At 58.3% G+C, this 17,161-nt stretch carries 21 protein-coding genes; 7 read left to right on the forward strand and 14 right to left on the reverse strand.

From position 1 onward, the window contains the following. Positions 1-21 precede the first annotated feature (21 nt). On the reverse strand, positions 22-1,242 hold the full coding sequence (gene pncB / locus WIX39_RS22535) for a nicotinate phosphoribosyltransferase (RefSeq protein WP_081268648.1): 1,221 nt from the start codon (positions 1,240-1,242) through the stop codon (positions 22-24). Between the two features lie 180 nt (positions 1,243-1,422). Between pncB and WIX39_RS22540 the strand changes: the two genes are divergently transcribed. Continuing rightward, positions 1,423-1,656 carry a CsbD family protein gene (locus WIX39_RS22540; RefSeq protein WP_081268647.1) on the forward strand — a complete coding sequence of 78 codons (234 nt, stop codon included), beginning with the start codon at positions 1,423-1,425 and terminating at the stop codon, positions 1,654-1,656. 52 nt (positions 1,657-1,708) lie between these two features. Continuing rightward, positions 1,709-2,116 (forward strand): hypothetical protein, encoded by a 408-nt coding sequence (locus WIX39_RS22545; protein WP_081268646.1) that lies wholly within the window; start codon positions 1,709-1,711, stop codon positions 2,114-2,116. Positions 2,117-2,187: 71 nt separating this feature from the next. On the opposite strand, the gene WIX39_RS22550 is transcribed toward WIX39_RS22545, so the two are convergent. Together WIX39_RS22550 and WIX39_RS22555 are read right to left on the reverse strand one after the other, a co-directional pair. Continuing rightward, positions 2,188-2,631, reverse strand: coding sequence for an acyl-CoA thioesterase (locus WIX39_RS22550; protein WP_081268645.1), 444 nt, complete (start codon positions 2,629-2,631; stop codon positions 2,188-2,190). Then, entirely contained in the window at positions 2,628-3,554 is a 927-nt protein-coding gene (locus WIX39_RS22555) for a histone deacetylase family protein (RefSeq protein WP_409195862.1), read from the reverse strand. The genes WIX39_RS22550 and WIX39_RS22555 overlap by 4 nt, the downstream gene beginning before the upstream one ends. Positions 3,555-3,736: 182 nt before the next feature. Between WIX39_RS22555 and WIX39_RS22560 the strand changes: the two genes are divergently transcribed. From WIX39_RS22560 to WIX39_RS22575, 4 genes are all read left to right on the forward strand, one after another. Further along, positions 3,737-4,288, forward strand: a complete 552-nt coding sequence (locus WIX39_RS22560) for a phasin family protein (protein WP_081268643.1) — start codon at positions 3,737-3,739, stop codon at positions 4,286-4,288. 134 nt (positions 4,289-4,422) lie between these two features. After that, the gene (locus tag WIX39_RS22565; RefSeq protein ID WP_106933854.1) at positions 4,423-5,181 is read left to right on the forward strand and encodes a 3-hydroxyacyl-CoA dehydrogenase; all 759 of its coding nucleotides are present in this window, start codon (positions 4,423-4,425) and stop codon (positions 5,179-5,181) included. A gap of 187 nt (positions 5,182-5,368) precedes the next feature. After that, positions 5,369-5,869, forward strand: coding sequence for a hypothetical protein (locus WIX39_RS22570; protein WP_409195863.1), 501 nt, complete (start codon positions 5,369-5,371; stop codon positions 5,867-5,869). Between the two features lie 10 nt (positions 5,870-5,879). Then, positions 5,880-6,545, forward strand: coding sequence for a hypothetical protein (locus WIX39_RS22575; RefSeq protein WP_409195864.1), 666 nt, complete (start codon positions 5,880-5,882; stop codon positions 6,543-6,545). Between the two features lie 10 nt (positions 6,546-6,555). Here WIX39_RS22575 and WIX39_RS22580 read toward each other — a convergent pair whose 3' ends face one another. The 11 genes from WIX39_RS22580 to WIX39_RS22630 form a co-directional block, all read right to left on the reverse strand. Further along, entirely contained in the window at positions 6,556-7,374 is an 819-nt protein-coding gene (locus tag WIX39_RS22580) for a hypothetical protein (RefSeq protein WP_409195865.1), read from the reverse strand. An 18-nt stretch (positions 7,375-7,392) separates the two neighbouring features. Then, complete coding sequence (locus tag WIX39_RS22585; RefSeq protein WP_409195866.1) at positions 7,393-7,818, reverse strand: glycoside hydrolase family protein; 426 nt, start codon at positions 7,816-7,818, stop codon at positions 7,393-7,395. Next, positions 7,808-8,020, reverse strand: coding sequence for a hypothetical protein (locus WIX39_RS22590; RefSeq protein WP_409195867.1), 213 nt, complete (start codon positions 8,018-8,020; stop codon positions 7,808-7,810). The genes WIX39_RS22585 and WIX39_RS22590 overlap by 11 nt, the downstream gene beginning before the upstream one ends. Beyond that, positions 8,017-8,271, reverse strand: coding sequence for a hypothetical protein (locus WIX39_RS22595; RefSeq protein ID WP_409195868.1), 255 nt, complete (start codon positions 8,269-8,271; stop codon positions 8,017-8,019). The genes WIX39_RS22590 and WIX39_RS22595 overlap by 4 nt, the downstream gene beginning before the upstream one ends. 44 nt (positions 8,272-8,315) lie before the next feature. Next, the gene (locus WIX39_RS22600; protein ID WP_409195869.1) at positions 8,316-9,620 is read right to left on the reverse strand and encodes a LamG-like jellyroll fold domain-containing protein; all 1,305 of its coding nucleotides are present in this window, start codon (positions 9,618-9,620) and stop codon (positions 8,316-8,318) included. Then, the gene (locus WIX39_RS22605; RefSeq protein WP_409195870.1) at positions 9,617-11,596 is read right to left on the reverse strand and encodes a phage tail fiber protein; all 1,980 of its coding nucleotides are present in this window, start codon (positions 11,594-11,596) and stop codon (positions 9,617-9,619) included. The genes WIX39_RS22600 and WIX39_RS22605 overlap by 4 nt, the downstream gene beginning before the upstream one ends. Before the next feature lie 3 nt (positions 11,597-11,599). After that, positions 11,600-12,193, reverse strand: a complete 594-nt coding sequence (locus tag WIX39_RS22610; RefSeq protein ID WP_409195871.1) for a hypothetical protein — start codon at positions 12,191-12,193, stop codon at positions 11,600-11,602. Positions 12,194-12,201: 8 nt separating this feature from the next. After that, a complete protein-coding gene (locus WIX39_RS22615) occupies positions 12,202-13,827 on the reverse strand; it encodes a phage tail fiber protein (protein ID WP_409195872.1) in 1,626 nt (541 codons plus the stop codon). Positions 13,828-13,866: 39 nt separating this feature from the next. Beyond that, the gene (gene terL / locus WIX39_RS22620; protein WP_409195873.1) at positions 13,867-15,357 is read right to left on the reverse strand and encodes a phage terminase large subunit; all 1,491 of its coding nucleotides are present in this window, start codon (positions 15,355-15,357) and stop codon (positions 13,867-13,869) included. A 62-nt stretch (positions 15,358-15,419) separates the two neighbouring features. Further along, positions 15,420-15,575, reverse strand: a complete 156-nt coding sequence (locus tag WIX39_RS22625) for a hypothetical protein (RefSeq protein ID WP_409195874.1) — start codon at positions 15,573-15,575, stop codon at positions 15,420-15,422. After that, positions 15,572-16,702, reverse strand: a complete 1,131-nt coding sequence (locus WIX39_RS22630; RefSeq protein WP_409195875.1) for a tyrosine-type recombinase/integrase — start codon at positions 16,700-16,702, stop codon at positions 15,572-15,574. Before WIX39_RS22630 ends, WIX39_RS22625 begins: the two co-directional genes overlap by 4 nt. 163 nt (positions 16,703-16,865) lie before the next feature. On the opposite strand from WIX39_RS22630, the gene WIX39_RS22635 reads away from it, so the two are divergent. After that, positions 16,866-17,135 carry a hypothetical protein gene (locus WIX39_RS22635; protein WP_409195876.1) on the forward strand — a complete coding sequence of 90 codons (270 nt, stop codon included), beginning with the start codon at positions 16,866-16,868 and terminating at the stop codon, positions 17,133-17,135. The last annotated feature ends 26 nt before the right edge of the window (positions 17,136-17,161 follow it).

Consider the following 17,161-nt stretch of genomic DNA (forward strand, 5'->3'; position numbering starts at 1 on the left):
GGCGGGGCGCGGGTACAGCCGTCAGGCGGGGGGTTGTTCGATCTCGAAGACCTGCCGCAGGTAGGCCAGGTATTTCTCGTCCTCGCACATGTTCTTGGACGGCGTGTCCGACAGCTTGGCCACAGGCTGGTCGTTGCAGTGGATCATCTTGATGACGATCTGCAGCGGCTCGTAGCCCAGGTCGTTGGTGAGGTTGGTGCCGATGCCGAAGGCCAGCTGGCAGCGGCCGCGGAACTGCTGGTAGAGCTCGATGGTGCGCGGCACCGTGAGGCCGTCGCTGAAGATCAGCGTCTTGGTGCGCGGGTCGACCCGGTTGGCGACGTAATGCGCCAGCATGCGCTCGCCCCACTGGAACGGGTCGCCGCTGTCGTGGCGGGCACCGTCGAAGAGCTTGCAGAAATACAGGTCGAAGTCGCGCAGGAAGGCGCTCATGCCATACACGTCGGACAGCGCGATGCCGAGGTCCCCGCGGTACTCGCGCGCCCAGCTCTCGAAGCCGAAGATCTGGCTGTCGCGCAGCCGCGGGCCGAGCGCTTGGCAGGCCTGCAGGTATTCGTGCGCCATGGTGCCCAGAGGAATCAGGCCGAGCTTCATGGCGTACAGCACGTTGCTGGTGCCCGCGAGCTGCGGCAGCCGCGCGCCCGTGGGCTGCTGCACCGCCGGTGGCGTGACGGCGCCCAGCCGAGCGGTGAGCGTGCGCAGGACCTCTTCATGCCAGTCCTTGGAGAAGCGGCGGCGCGTGCCGTAGTCGGCGATCTTGAGGTCGGCCAGGCCCTCGTCCTGCAGTTGCGCGATCTTGGTCTCGAGGCGGCGGCGGCCCTCTTCGAAATCGGGCTTCTTGCGGGTGTTGCGGAAGTAGACCTCGTTGACGATGGCCAGCACCGGGATCTCGAACAGGATGGTGTGCAGCCACGGCCCCTTGATGCGGATCTCGAGCTCGCCCGAGGGCTGGGGAATGATGTTGATGTACTTCTCGTTGAGCCTGAAGAGCCCGAGGAAGTCGACGAAGTCGCTTTTGATGAAGCGCATGGAGCGCAGGTAGGCGAGCTCGGCGTCGCGGAACTGCAGCGAGCACAGGCTGCGCACCTCGTCGCGGATCTGGCCCGCGAACTGGGCCAAGTCGACACCGGGGTTGCGGCACTTGAAGCGGTACTCGACCCGGGCCCCGGGAAAGTGGTGCAGCACGACCTGCATCATCGTGAATTTGTAGAGGTCGGTGTCGAGCAGGCTGTGAATGATCATGGTGCTGTACGCGATGCGGTGTCTCAAACTTTCGGCGTCCGCTCGATTATCACGGGAGGCGTCGGCCTCTGCCTACGAGGCCCGGACAGCACGTCCTACCACGGGGGTGAATCGACCCGGCGACATTGACTTCACGGCGGCGCAACAGTCCGCCGGATCAACATCTCAAAGGAGAGTCGCATGAACAAGGACACCATCGAAGGCAACTGGAAACAGCTCAAGGGCAAGGTCAAGGAGCAATGGGGAAAGCTGACCGACGACGACTTCGATGTCATTGCCGGCAAGCGCGACCAACTGCTGGGCCGCATCCAGGAGCGCCACGGCATCAGCCGCGATGAGGCGGAGAAGCAGGTCAAGGAGTGGGAATCCCGCGACGGCCGCACGCCCGATGCACTCTGGTTCGAGCGCTACTGAGCCGTTCGCTGAACCGAACCCTGTTTCAACATCTCCCTGAAGGAAAACTCAAATGAAAAAACACCTGCTGATGCTCGCCCTCGCATCCACCTGCTTCGTCGCCACGCAAGCCAGTGCGATGACCAAGGACGAATACAAGGTCGCCAAGGAAAAGATCGAGGCCGACTACAAGGTCGCCAAGACCCAGTGCGACACGATGAAGGACAACGCCAAGGACGTCTGCCAGAAGGAAGCCAAGGGCAAGGAAGACGTGGCCAAGGCCGAGTTGGAACAGCAATACCAGCCGAGCGACAGCCATGCCCGCAAGGTCGCCGAGGAAAAGGTGAAGGCCACCTACGAGGTCGCCAAGGAAAAGTGCGACGACCAGAAGGGCGACGCCAAGAGCGCCTGCGTGAACCAGGCCAAGGCTGACGAAGACAAGGGCAAGGCCGACATCAAGGCCATGAAGAAGACGATGTAAGGCCTGAGCGCCTTCAACAGACGGAACGGCGCCCTCGGGCGCCGTTTCTCGTTGAAGAGCTGGTTGTCCGCTCAGGCCTTGAGCGAGTCCACCACCTGCTGCAAGGCCTCTGGCAGCGGCACCGGGCGCTGGGTGGCGCGGTCGACGTAGACGTGGATGAAGTGGCCCTGCGCCGCCGCGCTGTCAGAGCCCTCGGCGAACAGCGCGATCTCGTAGCGCACGCTGGAGCGGCCGGCCTGCGCGACGCGGATGCCCGCCTCCACCGTCTGGGGAAACGCGATGGGAGCGAAGTAGTTGCATTGGGTCTCTACCACGAAGCCGATGGTCTGGCCCTGGTGGATGTCGAGCGCGCCGCGCTCGATCAGCAGCGCGTTGACCGCAGTGTCGAACCAGCTGTAGTAGACGACGTTGTTGACGTGGCCGTACATGTCGTTGTCGGCCCAGCGCGTCGGGATGCTGCGAAAGGCGCGATAGCCGTCGCGTGTGTGCGGGGTGGGTTTGGTGGTGGCGCTCATCGCGCGGCATTTTGCCAGCGGCGCCAGTACTCCAGGGCCACCCTGAAGGTGCCGACCTGCACCTGCACCGTCTCCGCGATGTCGCTGGCATAGCCGCCGGCCATGGCAAACGCCATCGGCAGGCGGCGCTGCCAGGCCCAGTCGAACACGCGCCGGTCGCGCGCCTCCAGCCCGTCGAAGCTGAGCTTGAGGCGGCCCAGGCGGTCGCGCTCGAAGGGATCTGCGCCGGCGAGATAGATCACGAGGCCGGGGGCGAAGCGCCGGTCGAGCTCGCCGAGGGCGTGCTCCAGCGCTGCAAGGTACTCGGCGTCGCCGCAGCCGTCGGGCAATTCGACATCGAGGTCGCTCGTCTCCTTGCGGAAGGGAAAGTTCTTCTGGCCGTGCAGCGAGAGCGTGAACACGCTCGGGTCGCCCTGGAAGATGCTCGCGGTGCCGTTGCCCTGGTGCACGTCGAGATCGACCACTGCCACCCGGAGCAACTGCCCGGCACGTGCGTGCTCCACCTGCATGAGCCGGGCAGCCACGGCAGCGTCGTTGAAGACGCAGAAGCCGCTGCCTTTGTCCGCGTAGGCGTGATGCGTGCCGCCGGCCATGTTGGCCGACACGCCCTCCGAGAAGGCCGCGCGGCAGGCCGCGACGGTGGCGCCGGCGGAACGGCGCGAACGCTCCACCATCGCCTCGCTCCAGGGAAAGCCGATCTCTCGCATCGCCTGCGGGCTGACGCTGCCGTCGCTGACGGCGGAGATCCATTCGGCCGTGTGGGCGAGCGCCAGTTCGTCGTCGCCGGCGCGCGGGGCCACGTCCATCACCACGGCCGGAAGCTGCTCCAGCAGGCGGTCGCGCAGCATGGCGTAGCGCGACATGGGAAAGCGATGGCCCTCGGGCAGGGGCAGGACGAACTGGCCGGAATAGAAAGCGCGCATGGCTGCATTCTGGAGCGGCAGGCCGAATTTAGAAGACGGGTTCTAAATTGCTGCAGAGCAGCAAAAACCCCTTGCCCGCAAAAACCAGCTGCCTATACTTGAGGCCATGCTGCACCGCAACATAGACGGCGAGACAGCGCAACGTGAACCGACCACCCAATCATCCCTTCTGGAGATCTCAAATGGCCTTGACCGCTGACCAAATCCTCGCCGCCCAAAAAGCCAACCTCGAAACCCTGTTCGGCCTGACCACCAAGGCATTCGAAGGCGTCGAAAAGCTGGTCGAACTGAACGTGACCGCTTCCAAGGCAGCCCTGGCCGAAGCCCAGAGCACCGCCCAGGCCGCCCTGAGCGTGAAGGACGCGCAAGAACTGCTCACGCTGCAAGCCAGCCTGTTCCAGCCCCTGGCTGAAAAGACCGCCGCCTACAGCCGTCACCTGTACGACATCGCCCAAGGCACCGGCGCCGAGTTCGGCAAGGCTTTCGAAGCCAAGGCCACCGAAGCCCAGCAAGCCTTCGTCGGCCTCGTCGACAGCGCTTCCAAGAATGCCCCGGCCGGTTCGGAAACCGCCGTCGCCGTGATGAAGAGCGCCGTGGCAGCAGCCAACAACGCTTTCGAATCGGTTCAGAAGGCCGTCAAGCAGGCGTCGGACGTCGCCGAAGCCAACTTCAACGCCGTGTCGAACCAAGCCGTCGCCGCCGCGAAGACCGCGACCGCTTCGCGCAAGCGCTAAGCCGCCGACCACCACCACCAGTTGTCTCCTTGGGTCCTCACGGATCCAATTCAGGGCCTCATCTTCGGATGAGGCCTTTTTTTTGGCCTGGCGGGCGTCTTCGATAATGAAAGGCTTATCCCAGGAGACTTTTTATGCAGATCGACGGCAAGGTTTTTATCGTGACCGGTGGCGCTTCGGGCCTCGGCGAAGGCACGGCGCGCATGCTGGCCGCCAACGGCGGCAAGGTGGTCATCGCCGACATGCAGGCTGACAAAGGCGAAGCCGTTGCGAAGGACATCGGCGGCGTGTTCGTCAAGTGCGACGTGAGCCAGGAAGCCGACGGCCAGGCCGTGGTGGCCGCCGCGCTCAAGCTCGGCAAGCTGGTCGGGCTGGTCAATTGCGCAGGCATCGCGCCGGCCGAGAAGACCGTGGGCAAGAACGGCCCGCACGCGCTGGCGGTGTTCAGCAAGACCGTCACTGTCAACCTGATCGGCAGCTTCAACATGATCCGCCTGGCGGCCGACGCCATGGGCAAGAACGAGCCCGAAGCCACCGGCGAGCGCGGCGTGCTGATTTCCACCGCCTCCGTCGCGGCCTACGACGGCCAGATCGGCCAGGCGGCCTACAGCGCCTCCAAGGGCGGCGTCGTCGGCATGACGCTGCCGATCGCCCGCGACCTCGCGCGCAGCGGCATCCGCAACATGACCATCGCCCCCGGCATCTTCGGCACGCCCATGCTCTTCGGCATGCCGCAGGAAGTGCAGGACGCCCTGGCCGCCAGCGTGCCCTTCCCTTCCCGCCTGGGCACGCCCGAGGACTACGCCAAGCTGGCCAGGCACATCATCGAGAACGACATGCTCAACGGCGAGGTGATTCGTCTGGACGGAGCGATTCGACTGGCTCCTAGGTGAATTCCCTGAGTTCATGCGGTGTTGTAGAGAAGCAACTACTTACCATTTGATTCAGGGCCACTATCGCGGTTACCCTTTTGATCAACGCCACGAATCATGCGTGATGAGCAGGCGCTGAAATTGGGATCACTGATTTGACAGGGGGATTTCGATCCCCCTTTTCTTTGGGTCAACCGACAGACACCTCATGAAACTTCTGGCCTGCACTCTCGCGGTTCTCTTCGCGACCAGTGCTCATGCTTTCAATGTCGATGGAATCCGCTCCGGCATGTCAGTTCAAGAACTGAGTACTCACGCGACACGGCAAGGGTGGCAACTCAAGTCCGGCGACGGCTTGAACTACATCATGGGAAAGCTGGACCAGCAACAGATTGATAGCTCGCTCACTGTCTGCAATGGGATCGTGGTCAACTACTACCGCTCGATTGACCCTGACGTGGACTACACGAACGTACTCAGCGACATGTTGGACAAGTATGGTCAGCCAACTGTGGTCGTGCGTCGGTTGCCCGTCTATCAAGCCCCAGGCCAATACATTCCGGAAGTTTTCTTGAAGTGGTACAGCCAAGGCGACAGGATCAGCCTGAGTACCTCGCCAGAAAGCCGGGACGGACAAGGCGCACTACGATTCAAGCGCGGCGCTTCGATTGCGTACACAGTCCGCAGCACCTGCATCAAAGACTTCTGAACGATAGCCCATGCCACAACACGAACTTCTAAAGATCTGGCTCGAGTTCATAGAAAAATTTGTTGGCTCACTGGCATGGCCTGCTGTCGCTCTGACAACAGTGCTGCTCTTCCGAAAGGAACTGCTCGCACTGATGCCAACACTGAAGAAGCTCAAGCTTGGAATCTTGGAAGGTGAATTCGAGGTTGCCGCCAAGGAGACGCTACATAAGGTCGAGGCTGTTACTGATCCAGCGCTGCCCCAACCAGAGCCCCCCCCAGTACAGGAGCCTCCGCCAGAACCCGGCGTAGAGCACGCCCCCATTGATTTCTCAGAAGCCACCGTCAGCACCTCGCCTCTTATCCAGCCAGTCAACAAACTGCTGCTCTATGCGAATCCCGGTGCCGCCATCCAGATCGCGTGGGAGAACATCCAGAGGGCAATGCTTTCATTGATCAGCGAAAGGGGTGTCTACGTTGCTCCAAGACATACAAGCTCACCTGGCACGTGGATCGTTGCGCTTGAAAAGGAGCGCGTCTTAAATGACGAGCAAATCACAGTGCTCAAAGAAATGTTCGAACTTCGCAATCAGGTTGTTCACACAAGAACCATCCCCACTGTCGAAGCTGCGGTTGCGTATGTGGAAGCATCAGAACGTCTCACTCGCACGCTGTTGCGGAAAGCGAGAAAGAGCTGATCAGGTCCGCTCAGAAGACAGTCTTCGCGATCTTCTTTACCCCTGCGATTAAGTCATCCACCTGCTCCTTGGTGGGTTCGGGCACCTTGCTGTGATCGCAAAGATTACGGGTGTCAGCCAAGTGTTGGATAAACCGCCACTGCGGCACATCGATAGCGCCAGCGTTTCTAAGCGCGTCGTTGAAATCTGAGATCGTAGGATTCTTCTTGGGAGGCGAACACTTGCGATCCGCGCAAACCAGCCCAAGGTGGCGTTCAAGTACGACGCCTGCCACCGCGCCTGCGGCTCTGACAAATTTGTACTTCGCAAGCTCTTCAGCAGTCTCAATCTCAGAGTCAAGCAGATCAGCCTGAACTATGTGCTTGATGTCAAAGAGCGAGCTTTCAAACCGAGCGGACGCGGACTTCAGAATCGCTACCTGCTGCTCAAAATGCGGCATCGCAGCGGACACTTTCACGATAACCTCACCAAGGGGGGAACTTACCGTCAAACCCTGTAGGTAATCCTCGATCCGATAGTTCTCATTCGTGAGGCTTTTGCGAGTTTTTGGCTTTTCGTAATGTCGAACAAAGTCTGCAGTTCGATCCGGAAGTAGCTGCCGGACAACGGCCAATGCCTCCGAGTACCAAGACTGGTATCCAGCCCTGAAACTGGGTAAGGCTTTGACCCGCGCGATCATTCTTTCGCCCTCCTCCTGGCCGTGCTCCTTAATCCACGCGGCATTGATACGATCAGGCCGGCATTCATAGTCCATCATCATGAGCAACCGGTCGCCCTCTTTTGCTAGCTTATCGAGGTCTGCCTTGAATCGGTCGAGGTTTGATGCCATGCACGGCATCGTATCAAGTTATTGCCAGACGCCAGTTTGCATCTGAACTGCCAGGCGCTTTGCGCGTGCTGGCGTTTGCTCTGCCCACTTCGACTTGAGCATGTTGTCGGCTGCGAATGTGTACTTGCCCTCTTCGATCAGCGCGAGTGTGTTCTTGAAACCGAGCAAGCCATCGACGCCAAGCTGGAACGACATGTTGACCAAGGTACCGAAGCGAACATCGTCTAGCTTCTGCGTCCATGGCAGACGACTGCGTAGTTCGGCCACTCGTTTGTCGATGTCGTTGTTGAGCAAGTAGGCGCTTTCCTCAACGGTCAGCCCTCCCCCTTTGCGCTTGTCGATCAGACGGCCAACACCAATCGTCCAGTAGCCGAGGCTGTCCTGATACGCGGACAGCACCTCGCCCTCATCGCGTCGAAGTTGTTTCGTCAGCTCAGCCTTCATTGCGAAGACTCCTTTGAGGGATCGGGCGCAAGATGACAACGAGCACCAAGCACAAGAGGCGAATCGCATCCTTGTACTCCGGCTCGATGAACGGAATCAGTGCTGAGTGCTCAGCAACGATCTCAAGAATCTCAGGAAGCAACACGCCAACAGTTGCGGCGAGCCAGCTCCATGATTTCCAGAAGTTGGGAATAACGATCATCGGCGACCTCTTGCGTTGATCGCGATCTCGATTTCGATTAGACGAATGCGGCGATCAAGCTCTTCGAGCTTGGCGTCATGCACTCTGATCTGAGACATTGCCGTGCCAAAACGGTACGTCAAGTTCTCAGTCAGCTTGTCCATCTTCCAGATCAAAGTGAAGCCGCCGATGATGAGAGCGGTGATGACAGGAACGAGGATCGATGCAGCCGCCTTGGTGAGGCTGATCGTTTGTGGGTTAGGAGTGGCCATAGAAATGTACATAGTTGTTATCCCCTTATTTATGGTTCCCGTTCTCAAGCCGTGTATGTCAATCGCACACGAAGCGAGTCGATCCGAATCGTGACAGTGCCGCCGCTGAACGGGTTGCTAGTCGTTGAACCCGTGCTGACCTGCACACCGAAAGACGATGCGTTGAACTGGGCCGCAGTAACCGAACTGACCGTCGATCCGTCATTGAATGTCGCCGTCTGCGGAACCTCCAGTACGTACGTCGCACTGGTCGCATTCGCAAAGTTCCGAACAGCAGGCATGTTGTTGCCCCCTGCTGCCGTTACGTCCTTCTGCAAGAAAAGGTCGGTGCCGTAGTCAGCAGTGATGCCAGCACTCGCAGTGATCCATCCAACGAACTCGTATTCGACCTTCGACACAACCGCGCTTGATGGCAATGCGAAGTTGAAGTTCGAGAGGCGTAGCGTCGAGCCAGCGAGCAACCAGCCTGTCACTGCACCAACGGTTTCGCTCCCGTCTGTCACCTTGATGTTGTTGGGGTTTGTCCATGTCGATCCTGAATCGGCAACCGTGCCAGGAGAGACCCAACCGGTCGTGATCGGCCCTGGCGGCACATAGACCACTCCGGCGTCAGGGAACGCAGTGGTCTGCACCGTATAAGACGAATCGCTGTACCGACCGATCCCCTTGGTGATGCGAAGCTCATCAATCAGACCAACCACTTGATTGCTGTCGCCATCGCTTCTCCCGACCGTCAGCCGAGTGCCGCCTGTGTAGTTGATCGTGTCTGAACCTGACCCTACTTGCTCTCCATCGATGTACAGGTAGCCTGTACCGCTTGCCCTGCTGTACGCAACGTAGTGCACGTTGCCATCCCAAAGCGGAGAGGTGACAAAAGAACTGTTGACCGTAACGCCAATAGGCGTCCACCAGTAGAAGTCGTAGCTTCCTGCCGCGTTGTTATTGAAGTACAACTGCCAGACGACTTTGCCATCGTCATAGGCCCCCCCGGCAGATCCGTTGTACGCCTCGATTAGTACGGGGAACGAACTGGGTTGGCTGACATCGAGCTTCAACGCAATCTCTACTGTGAAGTCCTCTGTGCCAAAGTTGAAGTTCGCTGGTGCGTTCGATGTCCGGGCGCTGCTATCTGCCGAGCTGTCGACCAGAAGGCTTGCGCTACCGTAGATCGGAGACGACGTGGACTGTGTGGCCGTGCCGCTTGAAACCCATGTGTTCCCAGAATAGACATCGACAAGCGCTGTGCCGCTGCCGTCGAAGTGCATCAAGGAACGAACATAGCTAGCATACGGATCGACAACCGGAGCAGCAGTCCCAAATGCCATGTAGGGAAGTGTGCAGAAGGTCATGCTGGCACCACGTTCCATCCACCCTCCCAGCGTGAAGCCGCTGAGACATAGGTAAGCGTCAGCACGGAAACGCGGTTCGCTCCCGTTTCAATTGCACCCGCTGCTTTGACGGAAGAAGGAATAGCAACCGTACGCCCCCCGGTCGCATCCTGTGCAAAGCGAATGCTGATCGTCTGCCCATCTGTAGCATTGCTGATCGTGAGTGTCGTGATGTTCCCTGTCAGCGCAACGCGGAAGACGTTCGACAAAGCTGAGTTGATCGTTGTTGTGGTGCCATACGTCACAGTCACGGGCTGCGTGAGCGCCTTCGATGAAACGACAAGTGATCCGGCGGACGAGATCGTCACGGCGCCAGTGAATGGCGTGCCGCCTGCCAGGTTCGCCTTCAAGTTCAATGCCGTTTGTTGAGCAGTGGACACAGGCTTGTTCGCGTCCGATGTATTCGTAACGTTTCCAAGACCAACCGCAGTGGCATTCAACGTCTGCCAGCTCTTGTCACCACGCCAGTACTGAGCAGTTGTACCGACAGCGATAGTTCCTTCCTTGGCGTTCAGTGCCGTCTGTGTGGCTGTGCTGATCGGCTTGTTCGCGTCAGATGTGTTATCCACATTTCCAAGGCTCAGGTCGCCCTTGACGAGAACGACAACGCCGGTCTTTCCATTCACGCTTGCCACAGTGCCACCGGCAGCCGGAGTCATGTCCACATAGATTGATCCACTCCACCGCCAGATCTTGTTGTCGTCTAACGTGACGTACAGCTTTCCCGACTCGCCGGTAGCTGGTAGCGCTGCAAAGCTCGCAGCCTCAATCACATCGTCTACATAGCTGGGAAGCTGGGAAGCTGGGACGACACCACCGACAAGGCTTGCTACAGATACACCGACCGCAGAAGAGGCAACCTTGGCGTTCAGTGCCGTCTGTGTGGCTGTGCTGATCGGCTTGTTCGCATCAGATGTGTTATCCACATTGCCAAGGCCAACGTCTCCCTTTCCAACAACAACATCACCGCTCTGGCCGTTCACAGACGTGACTGCAAACCCCTCACCGATCAATCCTTCGATCTCTTCGAGGATCGCTTGTGAGCTTGCCTCCGATGCGGAAGCAGATGTCGCAGCATTCGCGGCACTTGTTGCCGATGTCGCCGCACTGTTCTTGGAGATCAACGCAGCGGAAGCAGAACCGGCAGAATCGACGGCTGAAGCGGCAGCGTTGTTCTTTGAAGCACTTGCGTCAGCAGCACTCACCGCAGCAGCATTTGCATACCCTTGTGCATCACCCACGCTTGCAACAATCGACGCGGCGCTGAGGGCAGACGCTTCGGCACTGTTCGCCGCAGCCGTCTCACTGCTTGCCGAATTGGCTGCTGACAGTGAAGCACTATCGGCCTTCATGCTAGCTATGTTTGCTCGATTTGCAGCCTCGGATGCAGATGCTAGTGCAGCAGCGGCGCTCGATGCACCATTGACTTCACTGGTGTGAGCGGCAGCGGCACTTGCTGCCGCCTGAACCACTGGGCTTGTCAGCGCCGTTTCGATCCAGTGCTTTGTGACAGCATCTTGTGCATTGACCGGGTCACCGACATTGACGATGCGATAGCCACCCGCGTCCCATGTGTTGCTGAGGTTGAGCGTCAATGTGCCGATGCGCGTGTCCTGTGCAGCCATCCATAGACGGTCGAAGTCACGGTCAAGCGTTGCCGTTGGAATCGCGGCCGCCTCTTGATAGTCGGTGCTCCGCTCAAGCTCGATGCGACGTTGAAGACGAACACGGGTTCCGCTGGAAGGTGCAACGGTGAACAACACCGTTCCACCAGTTTGGTTGTCTGCACCCGTGACCGTAAAGCCTGAGCCTTGCAGCACGCCATTGAGGTATACCTTCAGGTCCGCCGACGTTGTGATGTAGAACGAGTAGTTGAACGTCTTAGCTGAGCCGTTGCCCAAGTACTCGTTGATTGGATTCTGAACGCTGATCGTCATCGCTTACCCTTGTTTTTGTTCTTTGTTGGGATCGAAGAGCGGAAGCAATGCGATCAGTTCTTGCTCGGTTGGAGTCGAGCGACGTCCGTACTGAACGTCATCAAACAATTCATAGCAGCGCGCCCAAACGACAGAACGCCACTCGCGAAAGGCGCGGCCCTCCTCTTGGAACTTCTGGACCGCTGGCTCTTCTGCGTACGTAACAGCACTGTTGATGTTGTCGTAGCCAAAGCCCTGCGCCATTGTGTCCATGTACTTCTGCACAGCGGAGACTAGTCGCTTCTTCTCGTCCTCAGTTGTCTCGGCTGCTGGAGTGGGAAGGTTGAGGAAAGAGGCAGGATCGATCTTGATAGGAGCTGGCTCTATCGAGCTGACGCCAATCGGAGCTGGAAGTACAGGAATGTCCTCAACGACCCATGCCCCCTTTGACCAACGAATGCGCTGGCCGGTATTGAATGACGGCGGTTCTGCTTCGACACAATCTCCGGGGATGAGGTACACACCCGGCTCAAGTGGAGAGAGGTCGCTATCGTCTAGCGTGATGGGCCCCGTGTAGAGGCGTGTGTCTGGATGGAAGGAGTGAACGATCTTTGTCATTCTTGGCCTTAGTATTTGATGATGGGCATGTAGGCACGATTGCGAGGACGTGCTTCAGACCCACCTGAGTTCTGATTTGTGATGCCTGTGACACGAGCAACGATCGACAGACCTGTTCCTGCGCCGTAGATGCCGATGTTGGTTCCAGCGCCACCTATGCCGACGTTGTGACCATGGCTACCGGCGCCGTTGGTGTTCCGCCCTACGTCGCCATCTACCAAACGCCCAAAGAGACCTGCACTTCCAGTGCCAACACCTGACACCTGTGCTGTCGTGTAGTAGTGATCGTGATGACCCTGCGCGTCTGTCCAAGCGCTGTGTGCGTGGCCCGGGTCATAGACTCCGTGTGCGTGGCCGGGATCAGATGTCGAATGCGTGTGCCCCGGATCGCTGGCTGTGTGCGTGTGCACGAGGTTGTCTGATGCCTGCTCGGAACCGAACGCACGGCCAGCGTCAATGCCTCGCCCATCATCCCAGCCACGGTCAAAGTTGCCACGGTCGTCTGGTAGATTGAACGTGGTCGATCCATCCCCAGAGCCGAATGTCGTACCGATTGCAGCGAACAACGCTGCATAGGCCGTACGAGAGATCGCCGCACCGTTTCGCTTCAACCAGCCAGCAGGAACCACTGTTCCTGCGAAGTGCATGACAGCACCTGGTGGTGCCGCCTGAGTGATCGCTGCTTGCTGTGCAGTGCTGATCGGCTTGTTGATGTCGGACGTGTTGTCCGCATTCGTCAGCCCCACATCAGCCTTGGTCAGAATGACGAGACCACCACGACCGTTGACCGCAGCAACAGAGCCGTTTGCCAAAGCTTCAACAACGTCTTCCCATGTCGCTGCTGTATTCGCTGCATCCGCCGCCGCTGCCGCTGCAGAGCTGGCTGCATCTGCTGCCTTCGTTGTAGCAATGCCGGCTTGTGTAGTTGCGGTGTTCTTGTACGCTAGTGCGTTTGCTTCTGACGTGGCTGCCGCGTTCTGTGATGCCAATGCTGCTGCCGCACTTGCTGCTGCCTCTACGGCCTTGGCTGTCGAAATGCCGGCTTGCGTGCTGGAGGTTGAGGCGGAAGCTGCTGCCGCGTTCTGTGACGCCAACGCCGCTGCGGCACTTGCTGCCGACTCCGCCGCCTTGGTTGTAGAAATCCCAGCCTGCGTCGTAGCCTGCGTCAACTGAGAGGTCATCGCCGTCTCAGTCCATACCTTGGTCACTGCATCCTGTGCATTAATCGGGTTCGCAAGGTTGATGATCCGCTGGTTCTTCGCATCGAGGATGTCACCCCCAACGATTTCCAGAGCAGCAGCACGACCGTCCTGCACCGCGAACCAAAGGCGGTCGAAGTCACGGTCGAGCGTATCGGTAGGGATCGCTGCTGCTTCTTGGTAGTCGGTGTCGCGGTCGAGCGAAACGAGACGCTGCAAGATCACGAGCACACCATTCGCCGGAGGCGTGGAGAAGATGACTGCACCACCTGATGCGTTGTCGATACCTGTGATCGTGTAGCCGGATGCCTGTAGTACCCCGTTCAGGTACACCTTCATGTCTTCCGCATCGAGCAGGCGATACGGGTATGCGAAGCTCACCGCCGAGCCATTGCCCATGTATTTCTTGATTGGGTCTTGTACTGAGACTGTCATCGTCCCCCCTTGTTGTTTTACTTATTTATGGGTAGCCGCTCATGCGTACTCACGCTCAATCTCAATCTCAGTTCCGTACAGGCGGTAGGGTTCGAATCCCGCTGGGTCTGGAGCGATGCGACTGATCCTGACAGGCAGCAAGTGGATCGCCTTTGCTGGGGCGTCAATGAAGTCGTCATTGCCTTTCATGAATCGAGGGTTGAAGTCACGTAGCTGTGAGAGGAACTGCGTGTCCATCACGCTCTCATGCACGTACAAGATGCCCGCACTGAGCGGCGTCTCGTAGGCCGTCTGTATCGATTCGGACTTCTTGGTGGACGTATGCCTGCCGTCGATGGCGATCCCTAGCCCTGCCGTGTGCTTGAGCAACAAGTCAGGTAGGAAGTACGCACCGTTCGTTTCGATGTAGCAGGTAGGGACACAGAAGTCGATCAACAGCTTTCGAATCTGCTCGCACTGACGATCCACTTCCCCCTGTAATGAAGCAGTGCGGTGGATGTAGATGTCGCCCTCTTGAGTACAGAAGACAATCGCCAGCACAGAACTATCTCTGCCAACTTTTCCCTTAGCAGGGTCCCAGAACGCACAGTGCGCAGTGATCTTCTTGCCGTCAATCCGATAGAGCTTGCTTCCATTCGCCTCAATGAACTCGGGTTCGCTCTTGTATGTGCGGATGAATGCAGGGTCGAGGTAGCTGTCTTCCGCCAACGTCGGGATCAACTGATACTGGGAATAGAACTCAGCCCTTCCCCGGCATGCTCGTTGAACCTGCTCAATCAGCTCCAGCGGCCAGCGCTCGGGCCAGTTCGATACACCCGTGCACGTCGGCCATTCGCCCGTCAGGTTCTCAAGGAACGGCACGCGGAACGAAGAAGCTCCCCGGTCAATCATCTCCGGGTAGATCGAATCGACGGCGTGAGGCGTACCGATGAACAAGCGCTTGCCGTTCGGGTGCAACAGGCGCGCAGATTCAGAGATGCGCGTGCGGAGGTCTTCACGCAGCGGCTCAGACCTGGCCGTGTTCAGAACCTCGCAGTCGTCATAGACGAGGATGTGTGCACGGAAGCCCGTGACGTTGGAGAAGATGCCGCGTGCTGTGACGCTGAGGTTTCGGCCTGATGTAGCTCCGCGTACCCGGAAGCCACGTTCCGTCCACTTGTTCTTTGAGCTGAGAAGGTGCTGGCAGTGAGGGTGGTTCGAAATGATCTTGGAGATGTCGGAAGACATCTTCATCGCCAAGCCGTCGTCCGCAGACTGGATCAGGAACAGCAGCGTTGGATCTTTCGCTAGACGCCACGCGATCCATGCTGCGGTCAGGGATGACTTGCTCGCCCCACGAAAGCACTGCATCACCCCTACGTTGTTCAGCCACTGGTCGTCGTTCTCCAGGAAGTCAACCATGTCCCAGTGAAAGGACGGGACGGAACTGAACCCTTCCATGACGGCATACACCGCATAGAACTCCCTGAAACCTACTGTCGTGCCGTCAACTTGCTCGTATGTGATCGAGCTTTGCTTCTTATTCGCCAAAAGAAATACCCCCTGAGGCCGTAGCCATCGAGGGGGTATTTATGGAAAGCGAGGGACGCGGTCTACGCGAACAGACTGACGACGAGATTGATCAGCGAACCCCAGATGCTGACAGCCCACTTCACCGACATCCATGCCATGTCGATGAACAGGCAGATGAGAAGGAAGTACATGACGCCCATGAAGAACGTGTTCATCGCGGATTTGATCTTGGTCATGCTGCTTCCTGAATCTGATTGAGGACGTTCGCCGCTTGCAGCGTCGCCTGTTGTGGCGCGAGGTGTGCGTACCGGGTCGTAGTCGTTGGGGATGAATGGCCGAGCTGGTGCTGAACGACGTACAGCGAGACACCTGCCTGAACGAGACGTGATGCGTGCGTATGCCTGAGAGTGTGGAAAGAGCAACCCTTGATGCCAGCTCTCTCGCACGCGCTGTTGAATGCGGCACGGCACTTCAGCAAGCTGGCCTGCTTGTTCTTCGTCCGGCTCGTCATTCCTTCGAACACCAATGTCTGATCTGCAGCCTTCGATGCAAGACGATCTGCCAGCACTTCATACACCCGGTGCGTCATCGCCAGAGCAGATTCGTTGTCGACCTTCGAGCGATACAGCTGAATCTGTCGCTTTTCCATGTCGATGTCTGACCACTTGAGCTTCTGAAGTTCACCCATCCGGCAGCCGATGTCGAGCAACATCACAGCGAAGTGAAGTGCGTTGACGCGACAGAGCTTAGTGAAATCGTTGTCGGCTTCGAGCGTGCGCGACAGTTCAATCAGCAACATCTTCTCTTCTGCCATTGAGAGAAAGCGCAGGCGCCCCCTGTTCGCATTGAGCTTGTTCGCCTTCTTGAGTTCGTCGAAGTCGATGTCTGGCACTTGGTAGCCGAGACGCTTGACGTGCTTGAACACAACACTGAGGAACACCAGTTCGTAGAGGATCGTCGTGTTCTTGTTCCCCTCATTGCGACGTTCGTTGATCAGCTTCTGGATGTCTTTGTCCTTGTACGTCTCGATTGATTCGTCTCTCAGGCCATAGATGCGAACCATCTTGTGTGTGCGGTTGCATCGCTTGCGACCGAACAGCTTCGTGCTGCATGTGGTGTACGTCGTCGGGATCGTTGTGTGGCGGTTGTCGTGGAGATACAGAGCAATTGCCTTGCTCAGGGTAATGCGATCAGGCTCTTCCACTTCACCGAGCGCAACCTTCTTGAACACATCGTCACGAACCTTGCTTTCGTACTGAGTAGCGAGGTGGCGGCTCGATGTGCCTGTAGATCCCGAGTAGGTCTTGCCCTTGTAGTTGAACCTGTAGTGGAAGTTCGATGAGTTCTTCGGTTTGCGAATCATTGGTTGCCTTTCATTGCTGTGGAGAGTAGGTCTACCCTCCCCTGTATTTATGAAAAGGACAACGGGAATGACTTGCCCTCCCCAGCGAAACCGCGGCGGTGATCCCAGTTGTTGAAATAGGGTTCAGCTAGGACGGTGCTCCCTTCATCAACAAGGAGAGCACATGCTTGATCTAGGAAAAGTGGTTGCCACGAAAGGCGCTATCGGGGCGTTCGATGACAGCGGAGAGAACCCTGTCACGTACATCACGAGACATGCGAAAGGCGATTGGGGCGTTGTCGATCAGGAAGACAGCGAGGCGAATGATGCTGCTGTCAAAGGTGGGATGCGTGTGCTGAGCGCGTATGTCCTGCCACGGACGAACGTCAAGGTCTGGATCATCACTGAGTGGGATCGATCAGTGACGACGGTGCTGCTGCCAGACGAATACTGACAAGCCAGCACGTCCTGTACTGAAGC

Origin of the sequence: Variovorax sp. AB1(2024), assembly GCF_037482385.2 — a bacterium.
Taxonomy (GTDB): domain Bacteria; phylum Pseudomonadota; class Gammaproteobacteria; order Burkholderiales; family Burkholderiaceae_C; genus Variovorax.

What these genes read in the sequence shown, in the direction of transcription:
- WIX39_RS22580 (WP_409195865.1), bottom strand. Translation starts at nt 7,374, where the DNA reads ATGGCATCAAACCTCGACCGATTCAAGGCAGACCTCGATAAGCTAGCA.
- WIX39_RS22575 (WP_409195864.1), top strand. Translation starts at nt 5,880, where the DNA reads ATGCCACAACACGAACTTCTAAAGATCTGGCTCGAGTTCATAGAAAAA.
- WIX39_RS22630 (WP_409195875.1), bottom strand. Translation starts at nt 16,702, where the DNA reads ATGATTCGCAAACCGAAGAACTCATCGAACTTCCACTACAGGTTCAAC.
- WIX39_RS22600 (WP_409195869.1), bottom strand. Translation starts at nt 9,620, where the DNA reads ATGACCTTCTGCACACTTCCCTACATGGCATTTGGGACTGCTGCTCCG.
- WIX39_RS22635 (WP_409195876.1), top strand. Translation starts at nt 16,866, where the DNA reads ATGCTTGATCTAGGAAAAGTGGTTGCCACGAAAGGCGCTATCGGGGCG.
- WIX39_RS22540 (WP_081268647.1), top strand. Translation starts at nt 1,423, where the DNA reads ATGAACAAGGACACCATCGAAGGCAACTGGAAACAGCTCAAGGGCAAG.
- WIX39_RS22555 (WP_409195862.1), bottom strand. Translation starts at nt 3,554, where the DNA reads ATGCGCGCTTTCTATTCCGGCCAGTTCGTCCTGCCCCTGCCCGAGGGC.
- WIX39_RS22590 (WP_409195867.1), bottom strand. Translation starts at nt 8,020, where the DNA reads ATGATCGTTATTCCCAACTTCTGGAAATCATGGAGCTGGCTCGCCGCA.
- WIX39_RS22585 (WP_409195866.1), bottom strand. Translation starts at nt 7,818, where the DNA reads ATGAAGGCTGAGCTGACGAAACAACTTCGACGCGATGAGGGCGAGGTG.
- WIX39_RS22610 (WP_409195871.1), bottom strand. Translation starts at nt 12,193, where the DNA reads ATGACAAAGATCGTTCACTCCTTCCATCCAGACACACGCCTCTACACG.
- WIX39_RS22560 (WP_081268643.1), top strand. Translation starts at nt 3,737, where the DNA reads ATGGCCTTGACCGCTGACCAAATCCTCGCCGCCCAAAAAGCCAACCTC.
- WIX39_RS22615 (WP_409195872.1), bottom strand. Translation starts at nt 13,827, where the DNA reads ATGACAGTCTCAGTACAAGACCCAATCAAGAAATACATGGGCAATGGC.
- WIX39_RS22570 (WP_409195863.1), top strand. Translation starts at nt 5,369, where the DNA reads ATGAAACTTCTGGCCTGCACTCTCGCGGTTCTCTTCGCGACCAGTGCT.
- WIX39_RS22545 (WP_081268646.1), top strand. Translation starts at nt 1,709, where the DNA reads ATGAAAAAACACCTGCTGATGCTCGCCCTCGCATCCACCTGCTTCGTC.
- WIX39_RS22550 (WP_081268645.1), bottom strand. Translation starts at nt 2,631, where the DNA reads ATGAGCGCCACCACCAAACCCACCCCGCACACACGCGACGGCTATCGC.
- WIX39_RS22605 (WP_409195870.1), bottom strand. Translation starts at nt 11,596, where the DNA reads ATGACGATCAGCGTTCAGAATCCAATCAACGAGTACTTGGGCAACGGC.
- WIX39_RS22625 (WP_409195874.1), bottom strand. Translation starts at nt 15,575, where the DNA reads ATGACCAAGATCAAATCCGCGATGAACACGTTCTTCATGGGCGTCATG.
- pncB (WP_081268648.1), bottom strand. Translation starts at nt 1,242, where the DNA reads ATGATCATTCACAGCCTGCTCGACACCGACCTCTACAAATTCACGATG.
- WIX39_RS22595 (WP_409195868.1), bottom strand. Translation starts at nt 8,271, where the DNA reads ATGGCCACTCCTAACCCACAAACGATCAGCCTCACCAAGGCGGCTGCA.
- WIX39_RS22565 (WP_106933854.1), top strand. Translation starts at nt 4,423, where the DNA reads ATGCAGATCGACGGCAAGGTTTTTATCGTGACCGGTGGCGCTTCGGGC.